Origin of the sequence: Pseudomonas sp. SCA2728.1_7, from assembly GCF_018138145.1 — a bacterium.
In the GTDB taxonomy this organism is placed as follows: Bacteria; Pseudomonadota; Gammaproteobacteria; order Pseudomonadales; family Pseudomonadaceae; genus Aquipseudomonas; species Aquipseudomonas koreensis_A.
In genome coordinates, this window is the sequence record NZ_CP073104.1 from 3,779,665 (window position 1) to 3,794,544 (window position 14,880).

The window sequence follows — 14,880 nt, forward strand, 5'->3', positions numbered from 1 at the left end:
TTCTTTATTAGCCACGAGTGGATTCCATGACTACCACGCCTAAACCTTTGGTCCTGATGATTCTCGACGGCTTCGGTCACAGCGACAGCCCCGAATCCAACGCCGTTTTTGCGGCGAAGAAGCCTGTTCTCGATCGCCTCTGGGCCACCGTGCCGAACGGCTTGATCTCGGGCAGCGGCATGGACGTCGGCCTGCCGGACGGCCAGATGGGCAACTCCGAGGTCGGCCACATGAACCTCGGCGCCGGCCGCGTGGTCTATCAGGACTTCACCCGCGTGACCAAGTCGATCCGCGACGGTGAGTTCTTCGAGAACCCAACCATCTGCGCCGCTGTGGATAAAGCCGTGGCTGCCGGCAAAGCCGTGCACTTCATGGGCCTGCTGTCCGATGGTGGCGTGCACAGCCACCAGGATCACCTGATCGCCATGGCCGAACTGGCCTTCAAGCGTGGCGCCGAAAAAATCTACCTGCACGCTTTCCTGGACGGCCGCGACACCCCACCGAAAAGCGCTACTTCGTCGATCGAACTGCTCGACGCGACCTTCCAGGCACTGGGCAAGGGCCGCATCGCCAGCATCATCGGCCGCTACTTCGCCATGGACCGTGACAACCGCTGGGATCGCGTCGCTCAGGCGTACAACCTGATCGTCGACGGCAACAGCGAGTTCAACGCCGCCACCGCGCAGGAAGGTCTCGAGGCCGCTTACGCGCGTGGCGAAAGCGACGAATTCGTTAAAGCCACCTCCATCGGCGAGCCAGTGAAAGTTGAAGATGGCGACGCCGTGGTGTTCATGAACTTCCGCGCCGACCGTGCCCGCGAGCTGACTCGCGTGTTCGTCGAAGATGACTTCAAGGACTTCGAACGCGCACGCCAGCCGAAACTGGCCGGTTTTGTCATGCTGACCCAATACGCGGCCAGCATTCCGGCACCGTCGGCATTCGCCCCGGGCAGCCTGGAAAACGTGCTGGGCGACTATCTGGCGAAGAACGGCAAAACCCAACTGCGCATCGCTGAAACCGAGAAATACGCGCACGTGACGTTCTTCTTCTCCGGCGGTCGTGAAGAACCGTTCCCGGGCGAAGAACGCATCCTGATCCCGTCGCCAAAAGTCGCCACCTACGACTTGCAGCCGGAAATGAGCGCGCCAGAAGTCACCGACCGCATCGTTGACGCCATCGAAAACCAGCGTTACGACGTGATCGTGGTCAACTACGCCAACGGTGACATGGTTGGCCACAGCGGCGTGTTCGATGCGGCGGTGAAAGCCGTTGAATGCCTCGACACCTGCGTCGGTCGCATCGTTGATGCACTGGAAAAGGTTGGCGGCGAAGCGCTGATCACCGCTGACCACGGCAACGTCGAGCAGATGGCCGATGAATCCACCGGGCAAGCGCACACCGCGCACACCACCGAGCCGGTGCCGTTCATTTATGTCGGCAAGCGTGATTTGAAAGTCCGTGAAGGCGGCGTGCTGGCGGATGTGGCCCCGACCATGCTCAAGCTGTTGGGCCTGGAAAAACCGGCGGAAATGACCGGCACCTCGATTCTGATCTGACCCGAGTCCAGAAAACACCGCAAAACCCTGTAGGAGTGAGCCTGCTCGCGATAGCCATCTGACAGTCGACTACTCTGTTGAATGTGAGTACGCCATCGCGAGCAGGCTCACTCCTACATTGGTTTGTGGTGTTTTTCAGGCCAGTTATCACACAGCCCCAATTGGGCGTTTTTTTTGCAGCCTCGGGCGGGCATACTAGGCCGTCCATTACCCTGGTGCCGCCCGCCTCTATGCTCCGCGTCCTGATCGCCCTCGCTCTGACCTGCCTGCTCCAACCGGCCTTCGCTGACGAGCGCGCGCAAACCCAACAGCAGTTGGACGCCACGCGTCAGGACATTGCCGAGCTGAAAAAGCTGCTGAGCAAAGTCCAGGAAGAAAAATCCGGCGTACAGAAAGAGCTCAAGGGCACTGAAACCGAGCTGGGCAAGTTGCAGAAGCAGGTCGACGCACTGCAGAAAGAACTGCAGAAAAGCGAATCCGAGCTGCAGCGACTCGATGCAGAGAAAAAAAAACTCCAGAGCGCGCGCACTGAACAGCAGCGACTGATCGCCATTCAGGCCCGTGCGGCTTATCAGAACGGTCGCCAGGAATACCTCAAGCTGCTGCTCAACCAGCAGAACCCCGAGAAATTCGCCCGCACCCTCACCTATTACGATTACCTGAGCCAGGCGCGCCTGGAGCAGTTGAAGAACTTCAACGAAACCCTGCGCCAGCTGGCCAACGTCGAAAAAGACATTGCCGCCCAGCAGGCGCAATTGCTGGTGCAGAAAAGCAGCCTCGATACCCAGCGCGATGAACTGGAAAATGTCCGCAAGGAACGTCAGCAGGTCCTCGCCAAGCTCAACGATGACGTAAAAGCCCGCGACCAGAAACTGGCCGCCCGCGAGCAGGATCAGGCAGACCTGTCTAAAGTCCTTAAAACCATTGAAGAAACCCTGGCCCGCCAAGCCCGTGAGGCAGAAGAAGCGCGGCAGAAAGCGCTGATCGCCCAGCAGGAAGCGGAAAAAAAGCGTTTGCGTGAGGCGCAGGCTGAAAACAGCGACGCCCCACGGAAACCGGTCAAATCCACTCCCGGCGCGCTGGTCTCCAGCAGCGGGGAGACCTTCGGTGGCCCTTTTGCTGCAACCCGGGGAAAACTTCCTTGGCCGGTTGATGGTCGACTGCTGGCACGCTTCGGCGAAAGCCGTGGCGACGATGCCCGGACCAAGTGGGACGGCGTGATGATCAGCGCCTCCGCTGGCAGTCAGGTGCATGCCGTACACGGTGGTCGCGTGGTGTTCGCCGACTGGCTGCGCGGTGCCGGGTTGCTGGTGATCCTTGATCACGGCAACGGTTTTCTGAGTCTTTACGGTCACAACCAGACGCTGCTCAAGTCGGCCGGTGATGTGGTTAAAGCCGGTGAGTCCATTTCCACTGTCGGTAACAGTGGCGGTCAGGACACATCAGCGCTGTATTTCGCAATTCGTCAGCAGGGTCACCCGAGTGATCCGGCGCAATGGTGCCGCGCGCAAGGATAAGCGTGCCGCCTAATTCAGGAGTTCGTTCGACATGCTGCATTTGTCCCGCCTTACCTCGCTGGCCCTGACGATCGCCCTGGTGATCGGCGCGCCTCTGGCGTTCGCCGCGCAACCGGCCCCGGCCGTCGCTCCGGCAGGCACAGCCGCAACCTCCAAGGCACCGTTGCCGCTGGAAGAGTTGCGCACCTTTGCCGAGGTCATGGACCGGATCAAAGCCGCCTACGTCGAGCCGGTGGACGACAAGACCCTGCTGGAAAACGCGATCAAGGGCATGCTCAGCAACCTTGATCCGCACTCGGCCTACCTTGGCCCGGAAGACTTCACCGAGCTGCAGGAAAGCACCAGCGGTGAATTCGGCGGCCTGGGCATCGAAGTCGGCGCCGAAGACGGCTTCATCAAGGTTGTCTCGCCAATCGATGACACCCCGGCGTCGAAGGCCGGCATTCAGGCCGGCGACTTCATCGTCAAGATCAACGGCGCACCGACGCGCGGCCAGACCATGACCGAAGCCGTAGACAAGATGCGCGGCAAGATTGGCCAGAAAATCACCCTGACCCTGGTGCGCGATGGCGGCACGCCATTCGACGTGACCCTGGCCCGTGCGGTGATTCAGGTGAAGAGCGTCAAGGCGCAGCTGCTGGAAACCGGCTACGCGTACATCCGCATCACCCAGTTCCAGGTCAAGACCGGCGAAGAGGTCTCCAAGGCCCTGGCCAAGCTGCGCAAGGACAACGGCAAGAAGCTCAACGGCATCATTCTCGACCTGCGCAACAACCCGGGCGGCGTGTTGCAGGCGGCGGTGGAAGTGGTCGACCACTTCATCACCAAAGGTCTGATCGTTTACACCAAAGGCCGGATCGCCAACTCCGAACTGCGTTTCTCTGCCACCGGCAAAGACGAAAGCGAAGCGGTGCCAATGGTGGTGCTGATCAACGGTGGCAGCGCCTCGGCCTCGGAAATCGTTGCCGGCGCCCTGCAGGATCAGAAACGCGCCGTGGTCATGGGCACCACCAGTTTCGGCAAAGGCTCGGTGCAAACCGTGCTGCCGCTGAACAACGACCGCGCACTGAAGATCACCACAGCGCTGTACTTCACACCGAACGGCCGCTCGATTCAGGCACAGGGCATCGTTCCGGATATCGAAGTACGCAAGGCCAAGATCACCAACGAGGCCGATGGCGATTACTTCAAGGAAGCCGACCTGCAAGGTCACTTGGGCAACGGCAACGGCGGCGCGGACAAACCGACCGGCTCCGGCGCCAAGCCCAAAGCCATGCCGCAGGATGACGATTACCAATTGGCCCAGGCCCTGAGCCTGCTCAAAGGGCTGAGCATTACGTCCGGCCGCTGAGGATGTCTCTGCGTTTCGTCTTCGTTCTGCTGTGCTGTCTGGCGGGTGCTGCTCATGCGGAGCCCGCCAGCTCAACGCCGCACAAAGCCTACCTGACACTGATCATCGATGACCTGGGGCAGAACCTGCCCCGGGATCGCCGCGTGCTGGCCCTGCCCGGCCCGGTGACAACGGCGATCATGCCCGACACCCCGCACGCCACTGAATTTGCCCGCGAGGCTCACCGCGCCGGCAAAATCGTCATCCTGCACATGCCAATGGATCCGGCCACCGGGCCCTACGCCTGGCACCCCGAACTGCCCATCGAAGAACTGGAAAAACGCCTGAACGCCGCGTTCAAAATGGTCCCCTATACCGCAGGCATCAACAATCACATGGGCAGCCGCATGACCGCGCAGCCAGTGGCGATGGCATGGTTGATGGGCGAATTGCAGCGCCGGCACAAGTTCTTCATCGACAGCCGCACCAGCGCCCAGACCGTCGCCGCGCAGCAGGCGCAGAAGATCGATCTGGCGAGTGTGTCACGCGATGTATTTCTGGATGACGAACGCACTGAAGCCGCGATCTACACGCAACTGCAGACTGCGATCAGCCTGGCGCGCAAACAGGGTTCGGCGGTGATGATCGGCCATCCGTATCCGCAAACGCTGGCGGTGCTCGAGCGCGAACTGCCGAAGTTGAAGGCTCAGGGCATCGAGTGGATCGATATCAGACAGATGATCAGCCTGCGCAGCAATCGCGCCATGGCAGGCCATGGCAAGGACGGCGTGTATCGGTAGCACTTTGTGACACTGACACATACATAGTTACCACCCGATAACCATCTGCGTTCCCGATAGTGCGACCTGCAACAGGTCGTGACGCCCTCGCGTCGCTTTCAACTATCAGGAATCATCATGACTATCGAAGACAACACCGCAGCCCACCCCAAACAGATGGAACCGATCACGCAGGACAATCTGCTGATCAACTTCACCACGGAGTTTCACCGGGTCTGGAGCACCAACGGTTCCAAAGCAAAACCCGCCACATTCTGGCGCCCCACCCCTGCTCCGGATGCATTGCCAGGCTACTTTCCGCTGGGCGACGTGCTCATTCCCGGCGGCACCAATATCAATGGCGAAATGGTCGCAGCCGTGGTCTGCGAGAAAGATATGGAAGGGGCCCAGAGCACTAAAGGAAAGGCACTGGCCCGCCCTGTCGACTTTGAACTTGTCTGGAAAGAAACCGGGGCGCCCAGTGTCACGCCCATGTCGATCTGGCGACCTTTGGCCCCTGTCGGTTACGTCGCTCTGGGGCTCGTGTGCTCCAACGATCACTGCAAACCTTCGTTGAACTCGGTGCGCTGCGTCAGGCTCGACCTGGTGATCGCAGCGAACGTCGGCGAGTTGATCTGGAATGACAAGGGCAGCGGCGCCAAGCTCAGTTTCAGCGCCTTTGGCATCGAACCGCCGACTGCCGCCGCAGGCGACATCCATTTTGCGCCCTGCACCTTCGTTGGCATCCAGGGTTATAGCAAGCCTGTAGCACCTCCGACGGCGTACAGCCTGCGCCTGCAAATCCCGCTACAAGTCAGCGCACCGCCGCCAATTCCGACTCTGACCGGGTACGCGAAGCCCGTAGTAAACGAACCTGCCACTGTCACCCAGATTGCCCGCCTGCCTTGGTTTGTAGTGCGAGACCATGCTCATCCCGGCGAACAATTTCGCAATTCGCCCTACTACGAACTGAAAAGGACTGACGAATACGTGCTCATTGGTCACGAGCACAATGAATCGGACAAGTATCGGGCCGTTAAATGGATGGCGTCGCGCGCGCAAAACGCGCTGACGATGCGCATGTTCCATGGTTTTACCGCCATGGAAATCGTCAAAGCCTGGCCGACCATGCCCCTCAGCGATATCCGCCTGACAAAATTCTCAGCCTGCCTGCCGAAGAGTTTGACCCGCACCGAGACGTCTTCCAGCGGCTGGAACGAGCTACGACCTCAAGTGGTAATTGGCATGGCGCCGAAGCAAACAGCCGTCGCGGTTTATCAGCTGCAAAGCCATTACGAGTTGGTACGGGAAGACGGCACTCAAGTGGCAGTCGACTTTGGTTACACCGATGATTCAAGCGTGCTGCTGACGCAATATCCGCCGGAGTCCGTCGAGGTCGTCAGCGCATGTCCGCCACTGACGACAGACACCCCGGCAGAACCGGACATCGATGGCGCCAACGTTAGCGCACAGCCAGCCCCGGACCTGCCGGTTGCTATAGATAGCGCGCCATGATTTCGTCGACCACACCTTCCTTGCGCAACTGATCCAGCGCAGCCTGAAGCCTGGCGACGACTTCATCGGAGACGTCCTTGTTCAGCGCCAGGTACAACTCGGCACTGTTGAAGCGCAGCACGGTTTTCAGGCCGGTGACCCCATCCTGCCGCGCCAGATAGCGCCCGGCAGGATCACCGGTGGCCCACAGATCAATCTGACCATTGACCAGTTTCTTCGCGTTGTCCTGATCGCGCAGCACCACAATCGGCTTCAGGCCTTGTTTGGCCAACGTCTCGGCAATCGCATCGCCCTTATAGGCGCCAACCTTGTACTTGCGTGCGTCGTTGACAGTCTCGAGGGTGATCTTGCTGTCAGCCTTGGCCAGCATGATCCAGTCATCAGGGCCGATGGGACCAACCCATTTGAAGAGTTTTTCGCGGTCCGGCAGGCGCGCCATCACAAAAGCGCCATAACCGGGATTTTCCAGCGCGAGTTTATAGACTCGCTCCCATGGAAAACGCAGGGTCAGGCTATAAGTGACGCCGGCACGCTTGAACATTTCGCGCACGATATCGGCGGCGATGCCATTGATGTTCTCGCCTTTGGCGAAGTTCTTGCCATCTTTCGCCATGTTGTACGGCGGAAAGTTTTCGGTGAGGAGCACCAGATCGGTGTCGGGACTGGTTTCGGCGCGGGCCGTGTTGATGAGCAACATCGATGCACTGGCGAAAACAAGAAGCAGGCGTTTGATCATGTCGGGCTACCGGAATCCATGGCGTGCCCAAGAGTGCCTTGGGTGCGCCATGCTGTCCACTGGCCTGTACGGAGTCAATGCACTGCGCTCGAGTGACAAGCGTCAGCAGGACGATTTTTTCAGTTGTTTTTCAACCAATAAAGCCAGTTTTGAAGAGCCTGCAACTCACATTTTGCTACAGCGCCAACAACACCAAAAAAACGAATTAAATTAAAGTTTCAATAACAACCAACATAACTTTCAGTCTAGACCAAGGATCGGTCATGAGTTACAAATCAAAACTGACAACAACTCTCGCACTGCTAACAATTACATTCACGCTGACGTCTTGCGCATACAGTTTTCCGGAAGCCGCGGAGCCTGTTATTTTGAATAATGCTGACGGCCAGAACAATCATTTAAATGGCATCGGGCAGATCATCAAAGGAGACCGTCGCTATTGCACCGCTTTTCTTATCGACACCCGCGACTCTGACAATAACTCGAACGGCCCGGCGTATATCCTGACCAACGGACATTGCGCCTCAATCTGGATTGGAACAGCCGCTGATATGGCCTATCAGGGCCAAATGCAATTCAACTATTTTCAGGACACTCTGCTCGATGTCAGGCTTTACGACATTCATCAGGTCAAGTGGGCAAGCCTCGCCGGCACCGATGTCGCGGTCATGGAATTGAACACTTCGCTGCAAGCGGTGATCGACGACGGCATCAATCCACTCAAGCTGGGACGCAACGCGCCTGAAAAACCCGGGCCGGTCAATGTCATCGGCGCCCCCTTGAGCGCCCCGGGCCTCAGGCTTTCGTCCTGTACACAAGAGCCGGCAAACACCACGCTGATCAAGTACCTGACCGTCCATACCGATTATCAGAAGCAGGATTGCAAAGGCATCGAACCGGGCTCATCCGGCTCCCCGGTCATGGACATCGCAACACGGGAAGTCACCGGTGTGATGTCGGGAACCACCTACGGCATCACAGCAGACGATTTGTGCTTCTGGCATGGACTCTGTGCAAACCCTCCCCGTCAATCCATATTGCCTGACCAGGCCAGTCAAAGTTTTCCCATCGATTACCTGATGTCCTGCTTCTCGGCGGGTCGCTTCAACAGGGACGCAACTGCCTGTACGCTAAAGCCCGACTTTAACTTCAGAGCCAGAAACAACGCAGACGTTACTCTTTATAAAACCCCGGACAAAGGCCATGAAAATGGGCCAACCTGGGACGTCAGGTTTTCAATGAACACCGACTTCTTTCGTTTTAAAAATGTGCGCGATGCACAGGCCTGCTACTTACCAGAACACTACAGCGACCCGATTAATATCAGTGCCGGCCTTATTAATAAAACGATCGGCAGCGAAGCGGGTTTATATTATCTGTGCCTGATGGGTGTCGACTCAGTCGATCAAGAAATTATCGAGGGAAAACTGCGCAATGCACAAATTCTGCCGGCACGATTGGTCAATCCGGGAGGAATTCGACTGCCTGAACCAACCCCGCACATTAAACCTGGTACTGAAGATCTGTTGATCGAATACCGTGGAACCACAGATCGCAATATCTGGACTCAGATATACGTTGGGGCTGTGAACTCAACGGACTGTGCCGCCATCGATTCCAGAAGTTACAGCAAGATAGACGACAGTTTTCTGGTACCCAACGATGCCCTGCCACTGACGCTGTGCAGCTACACCATGGATCGCGATTTCAATACGTCAACTGTGCGTACAGATACACTGCAAAAACCTTGAGCCGTCGCGCGTCAACAAGCCGGGCGGTGAATAACCCTCATGGAGTTCCGCCCGGTAGTACGCAAACTCAGCCTGATCAGCGCATGACGATGCCGCGTTTGGCCATGTAAGCCTTGGCTTCCTGCACGGTGTATTCGCCGAAGTGGAAAATACTCGCCGCCAACACAGCGCTGGCGTGGCCTTCGAGAATACCGTCAGCCAGATGCTGCAAATTGCCAACGCCACCGGAAGCAATCACCGGAATGCCCAGCGCATCGCTGATCGCGCGGGTGACGCCGAGGTCGAAACCGTTTTTCATGCCGTCCTGATCCATGCTGGTCAGCAGGATCTCGCCGGCACCGAGGCCTTCCATTTTTTTCGCCCACTCGACCGCGTCGAGGCCGGTCGGCTTGCGCCCGCCGTGGGTGAAGATTTCCCATCGCGGGGTTTCGCCAGGGCCGGAGACCTTCTTGGCATCGATGGCGACGACGATGCACTGCGAGCCAAAATGCTGCGCGGCTTCGCCAACGAATTCCGGGTTGAACACGGCCGCAGTGTTGATCGACACCTTGTCCGCACCGGCATTCAGCAGGTTACGAATGTCCTGCACGGTACGCACGCCACCGCCGACGGTCAGCGGAATGAACACCTGACTGGCCATGCGCTCGACGGTATGCAGCGTGGTGTCGCGGCCATCGACGCTGGCGGTGATGTCGAGAAAAGTAATCTCGTCGGCACCCTGCTCGTCGTAGCGACGGGCGATTTCCACCGGGTCACCGGCGTCGCGGATGTTTTCGAACTTCACACCTTTGACGACCCGGCCGTTGTCCACGTCCAGGCAAGGGATGATGCGTTTGGCCAGCGCCATGGTCAGTCCTCAGCCTTTGTACGAATCGCAGAAAGCTTGCGCTTCGGCGACGTCGAGGGTGCCTTCGTAAATCGCCCGGCCCGTGATGGCGCCGATGATGCCCGGCGCCTTGGCGTCGAGCAGCGACTTGATGTCACCCAGATTGTGGATACCGCCGGAAGCGATCACCGGAATCTTGGTGGCTGCGGCCAGGGCAGCGGTGAACGGTACGTTGCAGCCTTGCATCATGCCGTCTTTGGCGATGTCGGTATAAACGATCGAGGACACGCCGTCGGCTTCAAATTGCTTGGCCAGATCAATGACTTGTACGGTGCTGATTTCAGCCCAGCCATCGGTGGCGACGAAACCGTCTTTGGCGTCCAGACCGACGATGATCTTGCCCGGGAACGCACGGCACGCTTCAGCGACGAACGCCGGATCTTTAACGGCTTTGGTGCCGATGATCACGTAGCTCACGCCTGCCTTGACGTAGTGCTCGATGGTTTCCAGCGAACGGATGCCGCCACCGATCTGGATCGGCAGGGTCGGGTAGCGTTTGGCGATTGCGGTGACCACTTCGCCGTTGACTGGCTGGCCTTCGAAAGCGCCGTTCAGATCGACCAGATGCAGACGGCGGCAACCGCCCTCCACCCACTTGGCAGCCATGCTCACCGGGTCATCGGAGAACACTGTGGAATCTTCCATGCGGCCCTGGCGCAGACGTACGCAGGCACCGTCCTTGAGATCGATAGCGGGAATAATCAGCATCTGGCAAACCTTCAAATTTGAATGTTCAGCTTGGCTCGGAAATCAGTTTTTCTCGAGCGCCCACAGGTCGCTTTCGATGCTTTCAAACCGCTCTTTGAGGTTGGTCTGCACATCGAAAATCGCCCTGTTGTAATAGTGCGGAGCAATTTCGCGGGTAAACAGCTCAAGAATTTCCGCCGCTTCGAACGAACCCAGGTCCAGTTCGAAACGGTCTTCCATGAACCGCTGAATCTTGCGATTGGCCTCGTTCTCCTGTTCGGGAGTGAGGGTCAGGATCGGCGGTTTGGATTTCTTGGCAGCCATTTACCAGCGACCGTCCCACGCGGCGAAGTTCTGCAGCAATTGCAGGCCATGGGTATGGCTCTTCTCCGGATGGAACTGCACGGCGAAACGCGAACCATCGGCCAGCGCCGCAGCGAAATCGACGCCGTAATGACCGCCACCGACCACCTGCCGCGCGTTGGCGGCGGCAATGTAGTAGCTGTGCACAAAGTAGAAACGCGCCATGTCCGGAATGTCATGCCACAGCGGATGGCTGACTTTCTGCTGCACTTCGTTCCAGCCCATGTGCGGGACTTTCAGGTGCTCGCCGTCTTCATGCAGGTCTTTGCCGAAGAACTTCACCGCGCCCGGGAACAGGCCGATGCAGTCGACGCCGTCGTTCTCTTCGCTGGTGTCGAGCAACGCTTGCATGCCGACACAGATACCGAGGAACGGACGATCCTGACTGACTTCACGCACCAGCGAATCGAAGCCGAGGCGACGGATCTCCGCCATGCAGTCGCGGATCGCGCCAACACCGGGGAACACCACGCGGTCAGCTTCGCGAATCACCGCCGCATCGCTGGTGATCAGCACTTTACCGGCGCCGACGTGCTCCAGAGCCTTGGCCACCGAGTGCAGGTTACCCATGCCGTAATCGATAACTGCAACCGTCTGCATTACAGAACGCCTTTGGTCGATGGCATTTGCCCGGCCATGCGCTCATCCAGCTCGACGGCCATGCGCAGCGCGCGGCCGAAAGCCTTGAACACGGTTTCGATCTGGTGGTGGGTGTTGGTGCCACGCAGGTTGTCGATGTGCAGGCTGACCAGTGCGTGGTTGACGAAGCCCTGGAAGAATTCCTGGAACAGATCAACGTCGAAGCCGCCCACGGTGGCGCGGGTGTACGGCACGTGCATCTGCAGGCCTGGACGACCGGAGAAGTCGATCACCACGCGCGACAGCGCTTCATCGAGCGGCACGTAGGCGTGACCGTAGCGACGGATGCCTTTTTTATCGCCGATGGCTTTGGCAAATGCCTGGCCGAGGGTGATACCGACGTCTTCCACCGTATGGTGGTCGTCGATATGCAGATCGCCCTTGCATTCAATATCCAGGTCGATCAACCCGTGACGGGCGATCTGATCCAGCATGTGCTCAAGAAAAGGAACACCGATATCAAATCGGGCCTTTCCGGTGCCATCAAGGTTGATCGAGGCTTTGATCTGGGTTTCCAGAGTGTCGCGCTCGACAGACGCCTTACGTTCGGCCATCACCAGCTCCGCAAAATCATTGGGCGAAAAAGGCAGCCATTATAGGCACGCGGGGCCGAAACAGAAACACGAGAGGTGAGATGGCTGACGGATAGAACGCCCGGCTGTCGCGGGTAGACATGTCCATACAAGCCATTACAGGCAGCGCAAAAACAAATGTGGGAGCGAGCCTGCTCGCGAATGCGGTGGGTCAGCCAACATTTATGTCGACTGACACTCCGTCTTCGCGAGCAGGCTCGCTCCCACAGGTTCGGTGTTTATTCAGCTAACACCTTAGTGAAACAGTACCGCCGTCTTCTGCAGGGTCACCCACACACCCCACGCCAACGGAATACCCACTGCCAACCACGCGGCGATTGCCAGCGGCTTGCTGCCCGGCGCGGCGTTCCACTCCAGAACGGTGCTGGCATCAGCACCTTTGTCGTGACCCAGCGCCTGTTCGGCGGCCAGTTCCGCGTCGGTCATGAAGTACTTGTCGGCCACCGGACGCACCAGCAGGTTGCACAGGAAGCCCAGCACCAGCAGGCCGGCGAGGATGTACAAGGTGATGTCGTAAGCGGCAGCGCGTTCTACGCCGATACTCAACTGATATTCACGCAAGTAGTTCACCAACACCGGACCGAGCACGCCAGCGGCAGCCCAGGCAGTCAGCAGGCGACCGTGGATCGCACCAACCATCTGTGTACCGAACAGGTCCGCCAGATAAGCCGGCACAGTGGCAAAACCGCCGCCGTACATCGACAGAATGATGCAGAACGCCGCCACGAACAGCGCAACGTTGCCCAAATGGCCCATGTTCGGAATCAGCGCGTACAGGGCAAAACCCAGGGCGAAGAACACGAAGTAGGTGTTTTTGCGCCCCAGGTAGTCCGAGAACGAGGCCCAGAAGAAGCGGCCACCGATGTTGAACAGGCTCAGCAGACCGGTGAAACCGGCAGCAATCGCGGCGATCGAGGCCAGTTGCCCGGCATCGAGCTGGCCAAACGGCACATCAACACCCAGCAGCTTGCCGCCAAACACCTCCTGCAGCAGTGGCGAAGCCATGCCGAGGATGCCGATACCGGCGGAGACGTTCAGGCACAGCACCAGCCAGACCAGACGGAACTGCGGGGTTTTCCACGCCACATTCACGTGCACGTGGCGATGAGTGATCATCGAATTGGAAGCCTTTTTCGCCGGAGCGGTCCAGCCTTCAGGTTTCCAGCCGGTTGGCGGCACGCGGTAAGCCAGAGCGCCGCCGATCATGAACACAAAGTAGATAGCAGCCATGGCCACGAAGCTCTGCCAGACGCCAACACCTTCAGCCGAGCCAAAGTGGCTCATCAGCGCGGTTGCCAGCGGTGCACCGACCATCGCGCCGCCACCGAAGCCCATGATCGCCATGCCGGTGGCCATGCCGCGCTTGTCCGGGAACCACTTGATCAGGGTCGAAACCGGCGAGATATAGCCCAGACCCAGACCGATACCACCGATCACGCCGGAGCCGATCCACATCAGCCAGATCTGGTGGGTATAAATACCCAGCGCCGAAATCAGCAGACCGCCGCACCAGCACAGTGCCGATACCACACCGGCCTTGCGTGGCCCTGCGTGTTCCAGCCAGCCACCCCAGATCGCTGCCGAGCAGCCGAGGAAGATGAAGAACAGCGTGTAGATCCAGCCGAGCATCGAGATCGGCCAGTCGCATTGCGACGAGAACACTTGTGCGATGAAGCTCATGTCCGGTGCGCAAGCCACCGGAGCAGTAACGCCCAGCGCCTTGGACAGCGGCAACCAGAACACCGAGAAGCCGTAGGCCATGCCGATGCACAGGTGGATGGCCAGAGCGGCCGGTGGGACTAGCCAACGGTTGAAACCGGGCTTGGCGATGATGCGTTCCTTGGACAGGAACGCGGGCTGATCGGCTTTGAGGCCGTCCGCCGTGATGCTCGTGCTCATTGTGTATCCCCCAATTATTAGTATGGTTCGCCAGCCACTGTTCACCCCCGGCCTTTATGCACGCAGGCATGACCGTTTTTTTGGGTGAAGCTCCTTGAAGGCGCGACGTTAAGTCGCAGAAGGACGGACGAACGGGCGAAGGTTACCATTTGCACGTGACAGAAAAACCAAACTGATATCACCTTTTTTATGTCATCTGTTCTCGTACCACTCAGGAAGACGCCATGCCGATCGTTGTCCAAGCCCTGAAAGACGCCAGTTATCAGGATCAGCAGGATTTGCAGAAGATTTATCGCGATGCCCCGGAATGGCTGCTCGCGCCGTTTTCCGGGGAGGCTGAACTGATCGAAAGCGCCCTCGCAGACGGGACTTTGATTGCCGGACGCTTCAACGATCGCCTGCTTGGCGCAGCGCGTCTGCAAAAGCACCACGACGTTTGGTACTTGTCCCATTTATGCGTACGAAAAGTTACCCGCCGCCGTGGGGTAGCCGAGCGGCTGGTGAACCAAGCGCGGAAAATGGCGTCGCAATCGGGGGCCGAACTGCGTTTGCTGGCTCCTATTGGACAATTTGAGGCTCAGGCACTCGCCGCCAAATTGCAGGTGCCGCTGGAGGTCCTGGCAACATGA

Annotated in this window: 15 protein-coding genes; 8 read left to right on the forward strand and 7 right to left on the reverse strand. The window is 58.7% G+C overall.

Annotation, left to right across the window (positions count from 1 at the left end; translation table 11 throughout):
• Positions 1-26: 26 nt before the first annotated feature.
• From gpmI to KBP52_RS16800, 5 genes are all read left to right on the forward strand, one after another.
• Complete coding sequence (gene gpmI / locus KBP52_RS16780; RefSeq protein ID WP_212620586.1) at positions 27-1,556, forward strand: 2,3-bisphosphoglycerate-independent phosphoglycerate mutase; 1,530 nt, start codon at positions 27-29, stop codon at positions 1,554-1,556.
• A 230-nt stretch (positions 1,557-1,786) separates the two neighbouring features.
• On the forward strand, positions 1,787-3,073 hold the full coding sequence (locus KBP52_RS16785; protein WP_077570329.1) for a murein hydrolase activator EnvC: 1,287 nt from the start codon (positions 1,787-1,789) through the stop codon (positions 3,071-3,073).
• A gap of 31 nt (positions 3,074-3,104) precedes the next feature.
• Entirely contained in the window at positions 3,105-4,424 is a 1,320-nt protein-coding gene (locus tag KBP52_RS16790; RefSeq protein WP_016986344.1) for a S41 family peptidase, read from the forward strand.
• 2 nt (positions 4,425-4,426) lie between these two features.
• Positions 4,427-5,203, forward strand: a complete 777-nt coding sequence (locus KBP52_RS16795; protein WP_212620587.1) for a divergent polysaccharide deacetylase family protein — start codon at positions 4,427-4,429, stop codon at positions 5,201-5,203.
• A 117-nt stretch (positions 5,204-5,320) separates the two neighbouring features.
• Positions 5,321-6,697 carry a Vps62-related protein gene (locus KBP52_RS16800; RefSeq protein ID WP_212620588.1) on the forward strand — a complete coding sequence of 459 codons (1,377 nt, stop codon included), beginning with the start codon at positions 5,321-5,323 and terminating at the stop codon, positions 6,695-6,697.
• Here the strand turns inward: KBP52_RS16800 and KBP52_RS16805 are convergent.
• Positions 6,678-7,433, reverse strand: coding sequence for an ABC transporter substrate-binding protein (locus tag KBP52_RS16805; protein WP_077570321.1), 756 nt, complete (start codon positions 7,431-7,433; stop codon positions 6,678-6,680). The genes KBP52_RS16800 and KBP52_RS16805 overlap by 20 nt on opposite strands.
• Between KBP52_RS16805 and KBP52_RS16810 the strand changes: the two genes are divergently transcribed.
• Positions 7,384-7,647, forward strand: a complete 264-nt coding sequence (locus KBP52_RS16810) for a hypothetical protein (RefSeq protein ID WP_212623180.1) — start codon at positions 7,384-7,386, stop codon at positions 7,645-7,647. The genes KBP52_RS16805 and KBP52_RS16810 overlap by 50 nt on opposite strands.
• A gap of 49 nt (positions 7,648-7,696) precedes the next feature.
• Positions 7,697-9,184 carry a serine protease gene (locus KBP52_RS16815; protein ID WP_212620589.1) on the forward strand — a complete coding sequence of 496 codons (1,488 nt, stop codon included), beginning with the start codon at positions 7,697-7,699 and terminating at the stop codon, positions 9,182-9,184.
• A 76-nt stretch (positions 9,185-9,260) separates the two neighbouring features.
• On the opposite strand, the gene hisF is transcribed toward KBP52_RS16815, so the two are convergent.
• From hisF to KBP52_RS16845, 6 genes are all read right to left on the reverse strand, one after another.
• Positions 9,261-10,031, reverse strand: coding sequence for an imidazole glycerol phosphate synthase subunit HisF (gene hisF / locus KBP52_RS16820; RefSeq protein WP_007909211.1), 771 nt, complete (start codon positions 10,029-10,031; stop codon positions 9,261-9,263).
• A gap of 9 nt (positions 10,032-10,040) precedes the next feature.
• Entirely contained in the window at positions 10,041-10,778 is a 738-nt protein-coding gene (gene hisA / locus KBP52_RS16825; RefSeq protein WP_007909210.1) for a 1-(5-phosphoribosyl)-5-[(5-phosphoribosylamino)methylideneamino]imidazole-4-carboxamide isomerase, read from the reverse strand.
• 42 nt (positions 10,779-10,820) lie between these two features.
• Complete coding sequence (locus KBP52_RS16830; protein WP_212620590.1) at positions 10,821-11,081, reverse strand: DUF2164 domain-containing protein; 261 nt, start codon at positions 11,079-11,081, stop codon at positions 10,821-10,823.
• On the reverse strand, positions 11,082-11,720 hold the full coding sequence (hisH, locus tag KBP52_RS16835; protein ID WP_102899557.1) for an imidazole glycerol phosphate synthase subunit HisH: 639 nt from the start codon (positions 11,718-11,720) through the stop codon (positions 11,082-11,084).
• The gene (gene hisB / locus KBP52_RS16840; RefSeq protein WP_007909204.1) at positions 11,720-12,313 is read right to left on the reverse strand and encodes an imidazoleglycerol-phosphate dehydratase HisB; all 594 of its coding nucleotides are present in this window, start codon (positions 12,311-12,313) and stop codon (positions 11,720-11,722) included. Before hisB ends, hisH begins: the two co-directional genes overlap by 1 nt.
• 273 nt (positions 12,314-12,586) lie before the next feature.
• The gene (locus KBP52_RS16845) at positions 12,587-14,251 is read right to left on the reverse strand and encodes an OFA family MFS transporter (protein WP_212620591.1); all 1,665 of its coding nucleotides are present in this window, start codon (positions 14,249-14,251) and stop codon (positions 12,587-12,589) included.
• A 224-nt stretch (positions 14,252-14,475) separates the two neighbouring features.
• Here KBP52_RS16845 and KBP52_RS16850 point away from each other — a divergent pair, with 224 nt between their 5' ends.
• Positions 14,476-14,880: an acetyl-CoA sensor PanZ family protein gene (locus KBP52_RS16850; RefSeq protein WP_077570315.1), complete on the forward strand. Its 405-nt coding sequence runs from the start codon at positions 14,476-14,478 to the stop codon at positions 14,878-14,880.